This window comes from Butyrivibrio sp. AC2005 (assembly GCF_000424145.1).
In the GTDB taxonomy this organism is placed as follows: Bacteria; Bacillota; Clostridia; order Lachnospirales; family Lachnospiraceae; genus Butyrivibrio.
The window spans coordinates 18,831-35,951 of the sequence record NZ_AUJI01000028.1 but is presented as its reverse complement, the minus strand read 5'-3'; the positions used below and the strand labels follow the sequence as shown (position 1 = coordinate 35,951).

Below are 17,121 nucleotides of genomic sequence, written 5' to 3'. Positions count from 1 at the left end.
TGATATATAAAGATGTAAAAAGAAAGGAGACAAGTAAAATGAAAATTACATCGTTTAACCCAATGATTATCACAAAGGATCCTGAACCTGCTATCAAGCTCTTTGAAGAGATGGGCTTCGAGAGACGCCATGTTAAAGAAGGAATAGGTGATGATAAGACCACTGACGTTAGAATGAAGGACGCCAACGGTTTTCATGTAGACGTGGCAAAAGGCGATGGCGAATATACTATGATCCGTATTAATGTGGATGATTTTGATGAAGCAGTTGAGTTTTTCCTTGCTCATGGCTGTAGGAAACCGAACCATGAAAGAGCCAGCCAGACGATTGATACCGGATCCTCAAAATTCACAATACTTGTAGGTCCTTCGGGATTTTTACTGGAAATATCCCAGCATATTAAAGAAGAGTAATGGATAAGAAAAAATGAAGTAAACAGTCCAAGTTTAAAGCATAGTGGCTTTTGGCTTGGGCTGTTTTTTCATGCCTAAAATGCACCAAGTGCAAAAGTTTCTGCAATTGTGAAAAGAAAGAATGATGAATAGAATCTTTATACTATTTCTGTGCTAAAATAGTTTGGATATGATTTGATTGTTTATGAGAACATGAAGATATAGGGGATAATTTATATATATGAAGACTGCAATTGTGATGGAGGGCGGTGCCCTCAGAGGACTTTTTACCTGCGGAGTAATAGATGTCCTCATGGAGAATGGAATAAACTTTGACGGTGGTATCGGAGTTTCTGCAGGAGCCACCTTTGGATGTAATATTAAATCCAGGCAGATAGGAAGACCATTAAGATACAACAAGAAATATTCAGCAGATAAGCGGTATAAAAGCATTTCATCGTGGATAAAGACCGGAGATTTGTTCGGAGCAGAGTTTTGCTATAATGAATTGCCATATAAACTCGACCTGTGGGATGACAAGGCTTTTATGGAGAATCCTATGGAATTCTATGTCGTAGTGACAGACCTCGAAACAGGGGAAGCAGCTTATCATAAGTGCTATGATGGATTGTCGGAAGACATCACATGGATTCGGGCATCAGCGTCCATGCCACTTGCTTCAAGAATCGTAGAGATTGATGGAAGAAAATTTCTCGACGGAGGGACAGCTGATTCAATCCCTCTAAAGTTCATGGAAGATAAGGGATTTGACCATATACTTGTTGTTGAAACTCAGCCCTATGACTTTGTAAAGAAAAAACAGAGCTTCATGTGGCTTATAAAACGGGTATACAGACGTTATCCCAAATTTGTTGAAGCAATAGAGAACAGATACCTTATGTATAATAAGGAAAAACAATATGTACGTGAACGTGAGAAAACAGGGGATGTACTGGTTATCCGACCGGAAGACCCCCTTAACATAAAACCGCTTGAAAAAGATCCCGCGGAACTCGACAGGGTATATAATGCAGGAAGGAAAGCTGCAGAAAAGCTTCTTTTAAAAGATTCATGGCTAAAGAGCAGGTAAAATGACAGCACTGTTTTGTTGTGTGTTATGGGGGCTATGTGATGAAAAAAATGAGGTTTGACCAATGACTAACAGTGAGATAAAGGAAATAGCATTAAGGCAATCTGCAGAGGATATAGGTTGTCAGGCAAATGATTTTTTATCAGATAAGAATATTGTTGTTCCCTTTTATTTGGGAAAGAATGCGCGAAAATACTATAAAGAGCCAATTATATGCAATTTTGTTTCCTATGGGAGTAACATCGTTGCAGCTACTACAGAAGAAGTATCAGATCTGGTGACTGAGTATATTGGCAAATTTGAGTTTTACCATTGTTTTGAGACGCCGAATATGCATTGGCTTAATGAGAGATTGGCAGAACGAGGGTATGAAGTATGCTTTATGGCGGAGTATTATCTTCCTGATGTAAACAAGATAGGTGATATGGATTGTCTGTACGAAACACGCATACTTGTTCAGGAGGACTTTAAAGAATTGTACCTGCCGGAATGGAGCAATGCACTCTGTAAGGATCGAAAGCATCTGGATGTATTGGGTGTAGGAGCATATGATAATGACAGGCTGGTAGGTTTTGCGGCTTGTTCAGCTGACTGCGATGATATGTGGCAGATAGGTGTAGATGTTCTGCCGGAATACAGGCAAAAAGGGATTGCATCTGCACTGACAAGCAAATTGGCAAGGGAAATTCTTAATCGCGGAAAAGTCCCGTTTTATTGCTCTGCGTGGTCGAATATCAGATCTGCCAGGAATGCGGTGAAAAGTGGCTTTATCCCTGCGTGGGTAGAAATGACCGTCAAGCCAAAAAGCTTAGTTGATGAGATGAATGCTTAACTAGTAGGATTATGATAAGAGCCTGCCCGCTAATTGATGGCAGGCTCTCGCTTTATCTCGATTTAGTTCTAAAATTTTATAGAATCAGCATTTTCATAAGTCTTATATATGGCCTCATATTCATTCTTTGTAATGGGCTCGGCTTTTCCATTGCGGATTCGAATATACCCCTTATGATTGCTGAAATTGTTAATTGTGTTATCCTCAACGCCATCCTTGATTACGAGTTCGCGGCAATTCGGAGTAGCTTCGTATACATATAAAAAGTGATTGCCTTTTGCAACAATTCCGTCGGGAGACATGGCAACAGGATTTTTGTCGGCGCTTTCAATTGTTCCAATCTCTGAAAGCTTCCCATTTTTCATAATAGATACTTTGCAGGCAGAAACTTCTATATCATAGGTCTTGCTCTTGTCGAGGCTGTCTTTCTTTTCTGCAGTTAAAAGAAGCGGCTTTTCAAAAATCGGATTGTCCCAGGTAGTGTACAGATCATCTTCTGTGAAGGATTCGGTAATCCTCTGATAAAGGTCGTAGCCGAAAGGTCTGCATACAATTTCGCCGCCGGTATAATCGCCGTCTCCTTCATAGGTCACGGGATACCAGACCATTACATCCGGACTTGTCATGCTGGCTGCATCAAACATAGGATTTACGCCTATCCATATTGTGCCATCATATATTCTGAAATATATAACATTTTCAAGATAAAGACCCGGATTGAAGTCATCACTTAAATCCGATGAAGCGACTTCTGTTCCTTCCTTTTTACCATCGACGTAAAGTGATACATTGCCACTTGATTCCTTTGCTTCAACATGCTCAGCAATATCTGCCATGTATTTTTCGGGATTCAAAAAGTATACGGTACATTTAGACTTTTTATCCAGATCTGCAATGAGGACAAACTCTTCAAAGTAGCCAGTGCCATGCAGAATATGAGGTTTGATGACAAGCTCAGGTTCACCGTCACTGTCCAGATCGTATTCAGTACATTCCGGAAAAATACCACGGATAGAAACAGCCGGTACATCAATACTTACATAGTTTGCATCTTCGGTTTTCAGAAGCATCCTGCAAGTCTCGCCAACAAAGAATAAAGTGTAGGAAGGGGTCTTGGCTATTACCTTATAATAAACATCACCTTTCCCTTCATACCCATTGGTATCTTCAGGAGCAAAGTCAGCGATGCCCTTCTTTTCAGCTTCATCCAGGAACTTTTGCGTTTTGCTGTCAGGTTTAAAATCTTTACTTACGACATCCGGAATTGTTCCGTCGTAAATCCACCAATCCTTATATGTGTCATAATGTTTTGTTAACGATTTGGAACTGTTTGCAGCATATGTAATGCAATTGACTGTAGATAAAATGATTAGTGAAAAAACTAAAGAAAAACTGATGACTGAACGCTTTAAATTTTTCAATTTCGTATCCCCCTCAACAGATTCTGAAAAATGGTTCTATGCAATTATTCTAGCATGTTTTGGGAATAATTAATGTACTGTTTTTAATAGATTTTTTCTAAAGATTCGATAAGATATATGGAGAGTCACCATACCATTAGTGTTGAAAGATATTTCGTAAAATCACTGCTGTAAGAGAAGAAAAAGTGAATAATTGCAGTTGAAATTTGGATGTAATGTCTTCTACAAATATGAAAATAGGTGATTGCAGCAGTTGATTTTAGAATATATTTTCTATCGCAAATAAGAAAGAGATAATATGCGGCAGAGTGATATGGGTTAAAATCTCTGCTGCATATTAGTGGATCAGAAATAGCGGTAGGCCGTTGATGTAAAAAGCGACTGCTTCAAATGCGTCAAAATGAAATAGCAGCAGAAGATAGTGGTTAAAATAGCCTGCTGCAAAAAGCACTACATAAAAATGCGTTAGTATTTTGTCGAAAAAAAGCTTAATTTTTATTGCATTTACAGATATAAGGGAGTTCATGAATGTCCGACAATGAAAGTAGATACGCTAACTGGCATCTAATAGTAAGACAAATTCCAATTGAATTTGTCGGGATAATGCGATAGTAAGTTATATAGAATAATTTAACTTCCAATTACAGACATTTAAGGGTTGCTGAAGCTAACAAAGAAATCTTCTTTGCGATTGATTTCTCATTTTCCTTGTATCCGGTTCTGATCCAATAATCTATGACGCCTGCGCTTCCGGCAGCAATATATGAAAAGACGACTACTTTTTCAATGTTTGATTTTATCGGTATCATAGGTTCGATAAAAGATGAAAACTTGCAATATACCAGCCTTGAAATCTTATCAGTAAAAGAGGAAGCACCTGATGGGGTAACTGAGATAAGATTGGAATGTCCATCGCTGTTATTTTTTATAAAGGCAAGTGTCTCAATCAGAAACTCTTCCGTTGTATTGTTTTTTGCTGTAAAATCCAGCTTTTCTGCCAGTTCATTTATTGTCTCGTCCTGGAGTTTATCTACGAGATCCGGAACATCCAGATAGTATTTATAAAAGGTTGCTCTGTTTATCTCAGCGCGATTGCAGATGGCAGTTACTGTTATCTTTTCATGATCCATTTCCTGTATAAGTTCATGAAATGCAGTTCGGATTCTCATTTTTGTATATCTTATTCTTCTGTCTTCTTTTTTATTAATTTTCTGTGACATAATCAACACTTCTCCCCAATTTGTTTATTAAGTAACGTTTGAGCTGATATTGATGATTGAAAAAGAGTTTTGCTCTTTCTATAATCAATCACACAACAAGATAATAAACAAATGTACATTAAATATCAATAGTATATTATTGGGAAAAGAGGGAGAAATGAAAGATAAACAGATGAAGGTTTATGAGAGTGATAATCTGTGGGCTTCGGTATTAAAGATGGTTATTCCGGCTCTTATCGCCATAATGGTCATGCTCATATATAACATGGCTGATATGATATTTGTCGGACAGACCGGGGATACAGCGCAGGTTGCTGCAGTTTCGGTGGTTAGTCCCATATTTAATATAATTATGGCCGTTGCCATGCTTATTTCAGGCGGTGGGACAGTAATTATATCAAAGGATTTGGGAGCAAAAGACCTGGAGCATGCAAAAATGGTTTCATCACTGTGTATGTGGACAGCGGTCATACTTGGAATTGTTTCGGGAGCAGTGATAATAGTGCTTAACAAGCCTCTGCTTGCTTTCCTGGGAGCCACTACAGATATTGAAGGATACGCAAGAAACTATATGATCATCCTTGCAATGGGTGCACCTTTCCTGCTTCTTACAAATATGCTTGCACAGGTCATGAGAGCTGAAGGCGCGATGAAAGAGGGGCTGATAGGAAATCTCATGGGGACAATAATAAACATAATCCTGGATCCCATCTTCATACTCGTTTTGGGAATGGGAGTTACAGGTGCAGCTATAGCAACAGTAATCGGCAATATGGCAGCAACAGTTTATTACGGATTGTACATGAAAAAGAAGGCGGTAGTTCTCAACATGAAGCCGCATTACGCTATTATAAAACCGGCATATATTCTTTCTGTTATGGCGCTTGGACTTCCAAATGCAGTCAGTACATTGCTCTCAGGATTATCTAATTCCTTTGCCAATCAGCTTTTGGCAAAATACGGTTCAGACTCAATTGCAGCGAATGCCGCAGCCGGAAGAGTGAATATGATTATTGTAATGATACTCATGGGAATATGCATGGGAGCACAGCCCCTGCTTTCCTATAACTACGGCGCAGGTAACAGGAAAAAGCTTGCAGGAGTAATGAAAATCTTATTGATTCTTACTTCATCAGTTGGAGCCATTACCACGGTTTTAGTTGTGGTATTAAGGAGCAGCATAATCGCATTGTTTTTGAAAGAACAGGCAGTTGCAGTAATTTCAGAGGGTATCCTGACAGTACTAATGATTAGTTCCCCGTTTCTTGGCTTCTTTTTCCTTGGAACAAATTTCCTGCAGGCTACCGGTTCAGCCATGAAAGCTACTTTTATTTCTGTACTTCAAAAAGGGCTCTTACTTACACCAATGCTTTTTATTTTGGAAAAGATTTATGGCTTTATTGGAATAAGACTGGCTTATGTGGTAGCAGATTTCGGAGCAATAATCATATCTTGCATTTGCATGATCTGTGAATGGAAAAGAATATCAGGAAAGAACCATGTTTCAAACAAAGCGAATAGAAGAGAAGTTGACGATTCAGGAAAAACAATTGCAAGTTTATCATAATATTGAGAGAGGTAACGAGAAATGGAGATACTATTTGATGTTTTAAACGGACTTAAATACTTTTTAATTTATATGTTTTCTGTTGCTGCATTGCTTTTTGGAGTCAACCGAATTGTAAAACTTCCAAAAGAACTCTTTAGAAAGCTTTTTCATTTTGTGGCATTTTCGTCAGTTATAGTGATGATTTATGCTGCGAAGGTATGGATTGCGGCGGCTGTTATTCCAATAGTAGTGATACTGATGATGTATCCGGGACTACTTATATCAAGTAAGAATGAGAAATTCACGGCGCTTATGTCTGAGAGAAGGCCTGGGGAGCTTAAATCAAGCCTTATTCAGCTTTTTGGAACCATGGCACTGATCATTATTCTCAGTTGGGGAATTATTGGAAGAAAAGAGCTTGCAGTAGCTGCTATTCTCATGTGGGGATTCGGTGATGCAGCGGCGGCTCTTATTGGAAAAAGGTTTGGAAAACATAAGGTGCTGCGTTTTAAGAGTGTTGACCACAAAAAGAGCTGGGAAGGTACGGCAGCAATGTCATTCATTGCGTTCATATTTGGAATGGCAAGTCTTTTGATTGTTGGTAATGTTCCTCTTGAAATATGCATTCCTGCTGTAATAGTGGCTGCGCCACTTGCTGCTATAACTGAACTTGTAACAAAAAATGGTTATGATACTGTAACTGTCCCGGTGGTAAGCACTATTTCAATCTATGTAATGTATATTGTAATGGGGGTTGCTTAGTGTTCTGTCTTGCTCATCAAAACATTAGTCCTTCCTGCTTCTGTATACAGAAGGGGAAACAGAATAGAACCTTTTAAAGACTTTGACAAAATAATTGTTGTCCGGGTATCCTACAAAGCTGCTGATTTCCTGAATGGGGAGTGATGACTCTCTAAGGAGTTCAGCAGCTTTTTGACATCTTTTTTTCGCAATATATCCTGTAATGGTATCTCCGATTTCTTCTTTAAAGAGTCTAAGAAGATAGGAGACAGAGAGGTTTGTTTTGTTTGCAATATCTTCCGAGGTTATTTTTTCGCTGAGATTAAGACCTATGTATTCAAGGGCTTTTTGTATCGCGGGAGAGTACCCTCCTGCAGACAGGCGAAAATCGTGAACTGCTTCCGTAAGTTCTTTTATCATATCGATAAGATATTTTGTCTGAAGGTCGCGGTTTGCTGTTTTTGTGCCAAGCTGAATATATTTTTGTGTTATAGTATCGATCGTGATAACGGAAAGACCGGATTCTTCAGCTGCTTTTCTGGAAAGTGCGCGAAGAATGGCAATTCCTGATCCGGAGGCATAGTAAGACATAGTCTCTTTTGGAAATGCAGCCAGTAGATTACCTGATTTCATGGCACTAAAAGCAGATAGCAGGTTTTCTGTATCGCCATTTTTTATCATTGAAAGAAATCTTTTTTCAGCATCGTATCGTTTGTAAATCTCGCTATAGTTCTTTTCTTTGTATTCGTGAGATTCAAAAGATTCAGTTTCACCCTGAATAAATCCCGATAAACGTCTGTATGTGTATTCTGTTATTTCCGGAGCAAAAGAGATAATACAGTTATTTATTATTTTTGTGAGCTGATCAGTGTAACAGATTGGAAAGCCTGTATAGTACAGCTTTAATGGTATTGATTTGGATGAAGGCTCATTATACTGAGCCAAAAGAGTCTCTGCCTTAATATCAGAATATTCATCCTTTACATATGGGCCAAGAATGAATCTGTGATCATTGAATTCAAAAAAGCAGGCGCAGACACCGATGGAATCAATGATTTCATATATGGTATCCCGATCTGATGCGTTTAAGAGGTAATGAAGCGCGTCTTTTGTAAACATGGGCTGCAGGTGACTGCTAAAACAATTTTTTTTCTCGAAAATTTCAAGAGAAGAAGACATGTCTGTGACATCTTCACAGCTAACTCCCAATATATTTTCAAGAATTGTTTGAAATAAAGCGTAATCCATAGTTTCTCCTGACAATAATCATAAAGAGGATAAAATAATACTATTAATAATAAAATAATACTAACTACAAATAACGTCAAATGATAGTATTGCTTAAGAAGGAAAGCTTTCGTTAGTAAAAAACAGCAGTTGAAAGGGGAATACAGATGGCAAAGGATAAATCTCTGATAAGAGAAGAAAATGGAGTTATGTATAAAAAGGCCAAGACCTGGCACATAGCGCTATCTATGATGACAGGAGCGGGGCAGATGGCATTCTATTTGCTTATGAATGGCGCAACTTATATAGGCAATGCAAACTTTGGAATTCTTGTTGCTGTAACAGGACTTATTATTACAGGATCCAGGTTACTCGATGGGATAACGGATCCGATAATCGCTTATTTTCTTGAAAGATTCAATTCAAGATATGGAAAGGTACGCTTTTCCATAATGTTTGGATGGCTGATAATGGCTCTTTCCACAACCCTTATGTGTAACATTGGACCAAAGATGGATTTAACCGGTGGAGCAGGTATTGCGTATTTTATTCTGTGTTATGCAATCTACATTATTGGCTATACATTTGTGAGCATAGCTGGGCAGATTAATATGAGTATTCTTACGAACGATCCCAAACAGAGACCTACGATCGGAGTATGGAGCACGGCTTATGCATACCTTTTTCCTATGATAATGGGTGTTGTTGCATCAGCTGTGATTCTTCCGAGATTCAATAATATTCAGGGAACAGAGTATTTTGGAACATACAATGTTGTAGCAATATTCGTATCATTGTTCTTCTACATTCTTGCATGTATAGGAATTGCTCCCTATGACATTCCTGAAAATTTTGAGGGTATAAAGTCTGCAGATTCATCTGATGCAAAACCGGGAATTAAAGATATGGTTGCACTTATAAAGGATAATAAGGAGCTTCAGAGATTTATTGTGGCAGCGACTTCAGATAAGCTTGCTCAGACTATCGGATCAGCTGCAGTTGTATCGACAATGCTTAACGGAATCATGATTGGTTCAATGGCGATTTCCTCGATTTTATCAGCAGCTGCTATGCTGCCATCCATCATATTTGCAATTATTGGAGCAAGGATAGCCGGCAGAAAAGGAAGCCGCGCAGTAATGATCAGCTGGACGAAGATTTGTATTATTATGAACATAGCGTATGCTGCTTATCTTCTTTTTGCACCGACACAGCTGGTAGGAGGTATATTCAGCGGCAATATTACCACAGGTGCGATTATGATGGCAGTAACATATGTGTTGTTTAACTTTGGTAACAATGCAGTGAAAATGGTGGTCTCTGTTGCAACCAGCCATTTAAGAATGGATGTGGTTGATTATGAAATGGACCGCTCAGGAAAGTACATGCCGGCAACAGTTTCTGCTACCTACAGCTTCATCGATAAGATTGTCTCTTCATTTGGTGCTACTATTGCGACGCTGTGTGTTGGATTTATAGGGTATACAACAACTGCTCCTCAACAGGGAGATCCGCTTACATGGGGTGTCAGGCTCATGACGGTAGCGTTAATGATAGGTTTCCCTATTATTGGCTGGATATGTACATTGGTCGCAATGAAGAACTCATCCATCACCTATGAAAAAATGGAAGAAATCCAGAAAAATATCTCGGATAAAAAAGCTGCACAAACGCAGGATCAACATGGATACAAAAATAATGAAGAAGGAAAGTTATTGAGGGCATTATGAGGACAACAACTCTTTGGAATGATAAATGGATATTTATTAAAGAAGGAAAAAAACAGGAAATCTCTCTTCCCCACACCTGGAATGCAGTTGATGGGCAGACCGGACCCGAGCAGTACTACAGGGGTACATGCATATATGAGAAAGAATTTGACAGGCCTGTACTGGAGTATGGGGAGCGTGTCTACATAGAATTCAGGGGAGTTAACTCTTCCTGCAAAGTCTTGATGGGTGAAAAAGAGATAGCTGCTCATGACGGAGGCTATTCGACTTTCAGAGTGGATGTTACGGATTTCTTGCAGGATGAAAACCTTATTAAAGTTGAGGTTTCAAATGAACCTAATGGAGAGGTTTATCCACAGAGAGCTGATTTCACATTCTATGGTGGGATATACAGAGATGTATATATGGTAATAGTAGATGAAAAGCATTTTGATCTGGATTATTACGGCGGAGATGGTTTGTATGTGACTCCAAGAATTATCGGAGATGATGCAGAAATAGAAATAAAAGCTTATGTAAATGGTGGTGACAGTGTCCTCATCTCTGTTGATGGTGTTTCTGAGCAGAGATTTCCGGTAGTGGAAAATGATGGCAGAAAAATGGTACACGGGAAATTCATGATAGCTGATGTTCACCTATGGAACGGGATGAATGACCCCTATTTATACAGCATAACAGCAACACTTTTTGATGGAGAAAGAGAGTGCGACAGGATATATGACAGATTCGGAGTAAGGGAATTCTCAGTGGATGCCAAGAGGGGATTTTTCCTAAATGGTAAGAGCTATCCTCTTCATGGCGTATCCAGGCATCAGGACAGAGAGGGTGTTGGAAATGCAATTACCAGGAAGATGCATGAGGAAGATATTGAACTTATTCTTTCTATGGGGGCTAATTCCATTCGCCTCGCACATTATCAGCATGACCAGTATTTTTATGATTTGTGTGATGAAAAGGGCATTGTTGTATGGGCAGAGATTCCTTATATAACTGTTCACATGGACGCAGGCAGGGAGAATACCATCAGCCAGATGAAGGAACTGATTACTCAGAATTACAATCATGCTTCTATCATGTGCTGGGCACTTTCCAATGAAATTACCCTTCAGGGAGTAACAGAAGATCTGATGGAGAATCACAGGATTCTAAACGATATGGTACATGAGATGGATCCTATAAGGTATTCAGCAATGGCAAATCTGTTTTTGCTTGAGACGGATTCACCTCTGGTGACGCTGCCTGATATCAGGGGGTACAACCTTTATTACGGCTGGTATGTAGGAGAAATGGATGATAATGACAGGTGGTTTGATGAGTTCCATAAGAATCACCCCGATGTTGCTATCGGCCTGACAGAGTATGGTGCGGATGCTGTTATAGATCTTCAGTCTCCGATGCCGGAAAAAGGGGATTACACCGAAAGCTACCAGGCACTCTATCATGAGCATATGCTTGAGGTGTTCGCTGCAAGACCATATATATGGGGAACATATCTATGGAATATGTTTGAGTTTGCAGCCGCAGGCAGAAATGAAGCGGGGGATCCCGGCAAGAACCATAAGGGTGTGATCACCTTTGACAGAAAACAGAAAAAGGATGCGTATTACATATACAAGGCCTGGTGGTCAGATGAGCCATTCGTTCACCTGTGTGGAAGACGATACCATGACAGACTGGAAGAAGAGACAGAGATAAAAGTTTATTCCAATCAAAAGTCAGTAACGCTCTATGTTGATGGTGCAAGGTATGCAACTAAAAACGGAGAACATGTATTTAAGTTTAATGTTTTAATAAGCGGAACACATAGTATTAAAGCTGTATCGGGAGAACTCTCTGACGAGATGGAGATAAAAAAGGTTTCAACACCGAATCCTTCCTACTTTGCTCCGGACAAAAAGGTCAGGAACTGGTTTGAGGCTCCGGCAGAGATAGAAGTAAAAGAAGGCTATCTTTCCATCAACAGTACAATGGCAGAAATACAGGTTGTCCCTGAGGGTAAAGCAATAATTGACCATATGATGGCTGCTATCAAAAAAGAAACGGCCGGAGGAATGGGCGTAGGAGTTCAAATTTCAGAGGCTATGCAACAGATGATAGCTCGCCAGCCGCTCGTTAAGCTCCTTCAGCAGGGCGGTATGGATACAGATTCAGAAGAAGTGCAGGCAATATCAGCGGCACTTCTGAAAATAAGGAAGATATGAATACTAAGCAAACTATTTTTTATAAGTCAAAATGGATAACACCGGAGAAGGAAACAAAACCGGAAGTCCGTAAAGGTGCAGGATATCTAAGACAAAAGTTTTCCTGTACATGTGATAAAGCTGTGCTCTATGCTACAGCCCATGGTGTTTATGAGGTTAAAATAAACGGGCAGGAAATAACAAAAGGACGGCTTATGCCCGGATGCGATTCCTATGATAAGAGGCTTCAATATCAGGAGTATGACATAACATCATTCTTGCGGGATGGAGAAAATGAGATAACTGCCTTGCTCGGAGATGGCTGGTACAGAGGATGTAATGGAATAGATGGTGTTCGTAATCTGTATGGCAGCGATATTTCTTTTCTATGTGCAATATTCGCGGATGAGAAGGAGGATGCCCCGATTCTTGTGACAGATGAAAACTGGGATGCCTGTGAAGACGGAGCTATTCTTCTTACCGATCTTGAGCTTGGAGAGAATTTTGATGCGAGAAAAGAAGCTAAGGATTGGCATAAGGCAAGAGTCCTGGATTTTTCATTAGATAATCTTATAAGCCAGTCTGCACCTTTTATAACAGAACATGAGGCATTTGAAGGAAAACTCTTACAAACACCTAACGGTGAAAACGTATATGACTTTGGACAGAATCTGGCAGGATATACATCTTTTGTCATTGAAGATGCCATGGGAGGGGAAAAGATAACTCTCATTCATGGGGAGACACTTGATGAAAACGGAAACTTTACAATCGCCAATTTTCAGCCCGGGGACAGAAATAAGTCAGGTGGAATAAGGCAGGAGATAAACTATATCTGCAAACAGGGAAGAAATGAGTTCAGACCGCATTTTTCAATATTTGGGTTCAGATATGTAAAGGTCATAACGGATATTCCTCTTGAAAAGATAAGCATAAAAAGTATCGCAGTTTATTCGGATATGAAGGTTACGGCAGGTTTTGAGTGCGGCGACACAGCAGTTAATAAGCTTTTTAATAACAGCCTATGGTCAATGAAGTCAAATTTCTGTGATATTCCTACAGACTGTCCCACAAGAGAGAGGGCAGGCTGGACCGGCGATGCAGCTGTTTTTGTAAGGACAGGCACATATCTGATGGACTGCAGGGCTGTTTACGAAAAATGGCTTGCGAATGTCAGGCTCAGTCAGCATGAAGACGGGAAAATGGCATATATATGCCCTAAGAATTCTGAGCCGGGAAAGATAGCAGAGATGTTTTCTGCGTCAGTTGGATGGGGAGATGCGTCGGTAATTGTCCCGTGGAATCTTTACAGAGTGTATGGGGATAAAACTATTCTCTCAGATAATTATGAGATGATGAAAAAATGGGTGGATTTTCTTGGGGAAAGAGCCGGGAAAAGCAAGCTAAAAAACCGGTTTGGAAAGAATCCATATAGGAAATACATAATTGACACCGGAATGGATTATGGCGAATGGTGCGAGCCTGGAGCAGATGTTATGAAGACTATGATGGCTGCTTTTAAGAACGGGCAGCCGGAAGTCGCAACAGCTTATTATGCATATTCATCAGGAATCCTTTCCCAAATAGCAGATATATTAGGGAAGGAGGAAGACTGTGCCCGTTATAAGCAGATATCAGAGAAGGTAAAAAGTGCGTACAGATATCTGGTATTAAAGGATGGACACATAAGATCTGAGAGACAGTGCGAGTATGTAAGACCTCTTGCTTTAGGGCTGCTTTCTGATGAAGAGGCCAGGGATGCGGCGAGGGACCTTAATGAGCTGGTGATCAAAAATGATTACCACCTGAATACAGGCTTTTTATCGACACCGTTCCTTTGTAGTGTTTTATCAGATTTTGGATATGTGGATACTGCATACAGACTTCTTTTGCAAAAGGGTTATCCATCATGGCTGTATGCAGTTGATAAAGGTGCCACAACCATCTGGGAGACCTGGGATGGTATCAGAGAAGACGACACAGTTCATGATTCGCTGAACCACTATTCATACGGAGCTGTTTCCGGATGGATTTTGTCAGGTGTTCTGGGTATTCAGTATGATTTTGAAAAGGTCAGGATAAGGCCTGTACCGGATAAGAGTCTTAAGTTTGCCAGGGGATTTTATGATTCACCCAAAGGACGCGTTGTTTCTGAATGGAGATATGTGGAAGAATATGACTCTTTTTCCTATCACTTTGAAATACCGGAAGGGATGGAAGCAGAGCTTATACTTCCGGGGCAGGATTCTCGCCTTTTGATAAGCGGAAGCTATGACTTTTACAATAAAGATAAGAGAGGATAACATGATGAATAAATTTGATAAGAATTTTATGCTTGGTGCATCAACTGCGGCTCACCAGGTGGAAGGAAACAATACAAACTCCGATTACTGGATAATGGAGAACATGGAATATTCCCAGTTTGTTGAGCCGTCTCTTGATGCGGTTGATCACTATAACAGATATGAGGAAGACATCAGGATGCTTGCCGATGCAGGTCTTAATACATATAGGTTTTCAATCGAGTGGGCACGTATTGAGCCGGAGCAGGGTAAATTCGATGAAAAAGAGATTGAGCATTATAGAAATGTAATCAGATGCTGCAGGGAAAATGGAGTCGAACCTGTTATTACACTCATGCATTTTACATCCCCAATATGGCTGATCAAGCAAGGGGGATGGGATAATGAAAATGTAGTGGAGCTGTTTGCGAATTACACAAAGTATGTAACGGAGCAGCTTGGAGACGACATCAAGTACATCTGTACCATCAATGAAGCTAATATGAGATTGCAGATTGGTGCCCTCATGGAAAGATTCAAAAAGCAGATGATGGTTAAAATGGCAGCTGCAGCAGGGGATGCAGGTAAGGAACACCACACTGATAATAGTGAAAAGGATTCAATGGAAGGCCAGGTTCAGGTAGGGCTTAATCTCTCTGATCCAATGGAAAAAATGAAGATGGCAGCCATGGAAAATGCAAAAGTATTTGGAGATCCTCAGCCACATACATTTGTTTCGGCTACCGATGCCAATGGAGACATGATCGTAATAAAAGCGCATCAGGCAGCGAAAGCAGCGATAAAGGCTGTCAATCCGGGTATTAAAGTCGGAATAACGCTGTCTCTTCATGATTGTCAGTATATAGAGGGTGGTAAAGAAGCTGCAGACAGAGAATGGGATGAAGAATTTGGACATTATATTCCATATATAAAGGATGACGATTTCTTTGGCCTGCAAAACTATACAAGAACTACATATGGACATGATGGAATAGTGCCTGTTCCGGAAGGGACACCAATGACACAGATGGATTATGAGGTATATCCTGAGGCTCTTGAGAATGTGATCAGACGTGTTCATAAAGAGATGCCGGGTATATCCATTATGGTTACAGAGAATGGAATTGCCACATCAGATGATGCTCAGAGAGTTGCATTCATAGATAAGGCAGTAGAAGGTGTGCAGAATTGCATAAGTGAAGGTATCCCGGTAATTGGATATTGTCACTGGTCTCTTATTGATAACTTTGAGTGGCAGAAGGGCTATGCACTTACTTTCGGTCTCTGTGCTGTTGACAGGAAGACACAGATTAGAACTCCCAAACAAAGTTTAAAACATCTAGGGAACTACATACAATAAAGGTAGTTGGGTAGATGATCAGAAAATACAGAAGAGTACCATGATTATGTTTGAAGGGATTTAAAATTTTAAATGAAACGGAATAAACTTGTAGCTATTGTTGCAGTAGTAATCGTTATAATTTGTCTAACAACATTTTGGGTTACAGGAAGTGGTGAAGAAAGAGTGTATACAAGAGAAAATAGCCCTATTGATTATGAATCGGAACTACAGGCAAGAAAAGAGCAGAATCGGATCCTTACGGGTGTCCAACAGATAATGATAGGGAGCAGATGCAATAATTATGATGAAGCACTTGCTACTCTTAAAGAAATCAAAGAGGCTGGATACGACGGTATAGAGCTTAATGAATTTATGATTAAGCCGACCCCGTTATTGGTAAAAATAATGACTAAGGTAGCTGGAATGCCGGCAGGTAACGGAGGAAAGCTTGACTGGCAGAAGCTGATTGCAGAAAGTGGGCTTAAGGTCATAAGTGTCCACAGTTATTTGAACAGTATTGAAGAAAATCCTGCAGCTGTTGCTGAGCAGGCACTGAGCTTTGGAACGGATACTGTGGTGATAACAGGAATGTACAGGTTTGATTACGGTAATCTCACAGAAGTTGAGAAATTGGCCAAAAGGCTGAATAAAGCCGGTGAAAGCCTTTCAGAATATGGTGTTAAGCTGCTTTACCACAATCATAATGTTGAGCTTCAAAGGGTTACAGAAGATAAGACCGCTTATGATATCATTGTGGAGAACACGGATCCGCGTTATGTTAATTTCGAACTTGATACATATTGGATGGCCGATGGAGGAGCGGATGTGAATGACATTATAAACAAGCTTGGGGACAGGATGGTAATGTGGCATATCAATGACAGAGGATGCAGGAAATCCGGACCATTTACCACTCCAATACTTAAAGAAGATGCTGCAGAACTTGGTACCGGAAATATGCCTCTTGATTCTATGATGGATAAAGTCCGTTTAAATAAACGTGTTAAGGCTATTGTTCTTGAAACACACAAAAACTGGATTGATAAGGATCCTGTTAAGAGCCTTAAAGTCAGTGCCAAGTGGTTTGAAAGAAACGGCTTGATGAGTTTTTAGGT

13 protein-coding genes are annotated in these 17,121 nt (G+C 39.9%); 10 read left to right on the top strand and 3 right to left on the bottom strand.

What is annotated here, in order from left to right; all coding sequences use genetic code 11:
* Positions 1–38 precede the first annotated feature (38 nt).
* From G602_RS0108040 to G602_RS0108030, 3 genes are all read left to right on the top strand, one after another.
* Complete coding sequence (locus G602_RS0108040; RefSeq protein WP_026658544.1) at positions 39–413, top strand: VOC family protein; 375 nt, start codon at positions 39–41, stop codon at positions 411–413.
* 220 nt (positions 414–633) lie between these two features.
* Complete coding sequence (locus tag G602_RS0108035) at positions 634–1,482, top strand: patatin-like phospholipase family protein (protein WP_026658543.1); 849 nt, start codon at positions 634–636, stop codon at positions 1,480–1,482.
* A 64-nt stretch (positions 1,483–1,546) separates the two neighbouring features.
* On the top strand, positions 1,547–2,314 hold the full coding sequence (locus G602_RS0108030) for a GNAT family N-acetyltransferase (protein ID WP_026658542.1): 768 nt from the start codon (positions 1,547–1,549) through the stop codon (positions 2,312–2,314).
* A gap of 68 nt (positions 2,315–2,382) precedes the next feature.
* On the opposite strand, the gene G602_RS0108025 is transcribed toward G602_RS0108030, so the two are convergent.
* Both G602_RS0108025 and G602_RS28770 read right to left on the bottom strand, forming a co-directional pair.
* Positions 2,383–3,735 carry a hypothetical protein gene (locus G602_RS0108025; protein WP_026658541.1) on the bottom strand — a complete coding sequence of 451 codons (1,353 nt, stop codon included), beginning with the start codon at positions 3,733–3,735 and terminating at the stop codon, positions 2,383–2,385.
* A gap of 641 nt (positions 3,736–4,376) precedes the next feature.
* On the bottom strand, positions 4,377–4,955 hold the full coding sequence (locus G602_RS28770) for a TetR/AcrR family transcriptional regulator (protein ID WP_026658540.1): 579 nt from the start codon (positions 4,953–4,955) through the stop codon (positions 4,377–4,379).
* A 157-nt stretch (positions 4,956–5,112) separates the two neighbouring features.
* Between G602_RS28770 and G602_RS0108015 the strand changes: the two genes are divergently transcribed.
* The gene (locus G602_RS0108015; protein WP_026658539.1) at positions 5,113–6,522 is read left to right on the top strand and encodes an MATE family efflux transporter; all 1,410 of its coding nucleotides are present in this window, start codon (positions 5,113–5,115) and stop codon (positions 6,520–6,522) included.
* A 21-nt stretch (positions 6,523–6,543) separates the two neighbouring features.
* Positions 6,544–7,266, top strand: coding sequence for a diacylglycerol/polyprenol kinase family protein (locus tag G602_RS25765; protein WP_049945128.1), 723 nt, complete (start codon positions 6,544–6,546; stop codon positions 7,264–7,266).
* Positions 7,267–7,290: 24 nt separating this feature from the next.
* Here the strand turns inward: G602_RS25765 and G602_RS0108005 are convergent, their stop codons facing one another.
* Positions 7,291–8,493: a helix-turn-helix transcriptional regulator gene (locus G602_RS0108005; RefSeq protein ID WP_026658537.1), complete on the bottom strand. Its 1,203-nt coding sequence runs from the start codon at positions 8,491–8,493 to the stop codon at positions 7,291–7,293.
* A 146-nt stretch (positions 8,494–8,639) separates the two neighbouring features.
* Here G602_RS0108005 and G602_RS0108000 point away from each other — a divergent pair, with 146 nt between their 5' ends.
* From G602_RS0108000 to G602_RS0107980, 5 genes are all read left to right on the top strand, one after another.
* Complete coding sequence (locus tag G602_RS0108000) at positions 8,640–10,202, top strand: MFS transporter (RefSeq protein ID WP_026658536.1); 1,563 nt, start codon at positions 8,640–8,642, stop codon at positions 10,200–10,202.
* A complete protein-coding gene (locus tag G602_RS0107995; protein WP_026658535.1) occupies positions 10,199–12,403 on the top strand; it encodes a glycoside hydrolase family 2 protein in 2,205 nt (734 codons plus the stop codon). Before G602_RS0108000 ends, G602_RS0107995 begins: the two co-directional genes overlap by 4 nt.
* Entirely contained in the window at positions 12,400–14,685 is a 2,286-nt protein-coding gene (locus G602_RS0107990) for an alpha-L-rhamnosidase (RefSeq protein ID WP_026658534.1), read from the top strand. Before G602_RS0107995 ends, G602_RS0107990 begins: the two co-directional genes overlap by 4 nt.
* Before the next feature lie 4 nt (positions 14,686–14,689).
* A complete protein-coding gene (locus G602_RS0107985; RefSeq protein WP_026658533.1) occupies positions 14,690–16,024 on the top strand; it encodes a glycoside hydrolase family 1 protein in 1,335 nt (444 codons plus the stop codon).
* Between the two features lie 72 nt (positions 16,025–16,096).
* A complete protein-coding gene (locus G602_RS0107980; RefSeq protein WP_081675901.1) occupies positions 16,097–17,119 on the top strand; it encodes a sugar phosphate isomerase/epimerase family protein in 1,023 nt (340 codons plus the stop codon).
* The last annotated feature ends 2 nt before the right edge of the window (positions 17,120–17,121 follow it).

Excerpts from the sequence above, each read along its gene's own strand:
- G602_RS0108040 (WP_026658544.1), top strand. The coding sequence starts at position 39 with ATGAAAATTACATCGTTTAACCCAATGATTATCACAAAGGATCCTGAA.
- G602_RS0108035 (WP_026658543.1), top strand. The coding sequence starts at position 634 with ATGAAGACTGCAATTGTGATGGAGGGCGGTGCCCTCAGAGGACTTTTT.
- G602_RS0108030 (WP_026658542.1), top strand. The coding sequence starts at position 1,547 with ATGACTAACAGTGAGATAAAGGAAATAGCATTAAGGCAATCTGCAGAG.
- G602_RS28770 (WP_026658540.1), bottom strand. The coding sequence starts at position 4,955 with ATGTCACAGAAAATTAATAAAAAAGAAGACAGAAGAATAAGATATACA.
- G602_RS0108015 (WP_026658539.1), top strand. The coding sequence starts at position 5,113 with ATGAAAGATAAACAGATGAAGGTTTATGAGAGTGATAATCTGTGGGCT.
- G602_RS25765 (WP_049945128.1), top strand. The coding sequence starts at position 6,544 with ATGGAGATACTATTTGATGTTTTAAACGGACTTAAATACTTTTTAATT.
- G602_RS0108005 (WP_026658537.1), bottom strand. The coding sequence starts at position 8,493 with ATGGATTACGCTTTATTTCAAACAATTCTTGAAAATATATTGGGAGTT.
- G602_RS0108000 (WP_026658536.1), top strand. The coding sequence starts at position 8,640 with ATGGCAAAGGATAAATCTCTGATAAGAGAAGAAAATGGAGTTATGTAT.
- G602_RS0107995 (WP_026658535.1), top strand. The coding sequence starts at position 10,199 with ATGAGGACAACAACTCTTTGGAATGATAAATGGATATTTATTAAAGAA.
- G602_RS0107990 (WP_026658534.1), top strand. The coding sequence starts at position 12,400 with ATGAATACTAAGCAAACTATTTTTTATAAGTCAAAATGGATAACACCG.
- G602_RS0107985 (WP_026658533.1), top strand. The coding sequence starts at position 14,690 with ATGAATAAATTTGATAAGAATTTTATGCTTGGTGCATCAACTGCGGCT.
- G602_RS0107980 (WP_081675901.1), top strand. The coding sequence starts at position 16,097 with ATGAAACGGAATAAACTTGTAGCTATTGTTGCAGTAGTAATCGTTATA.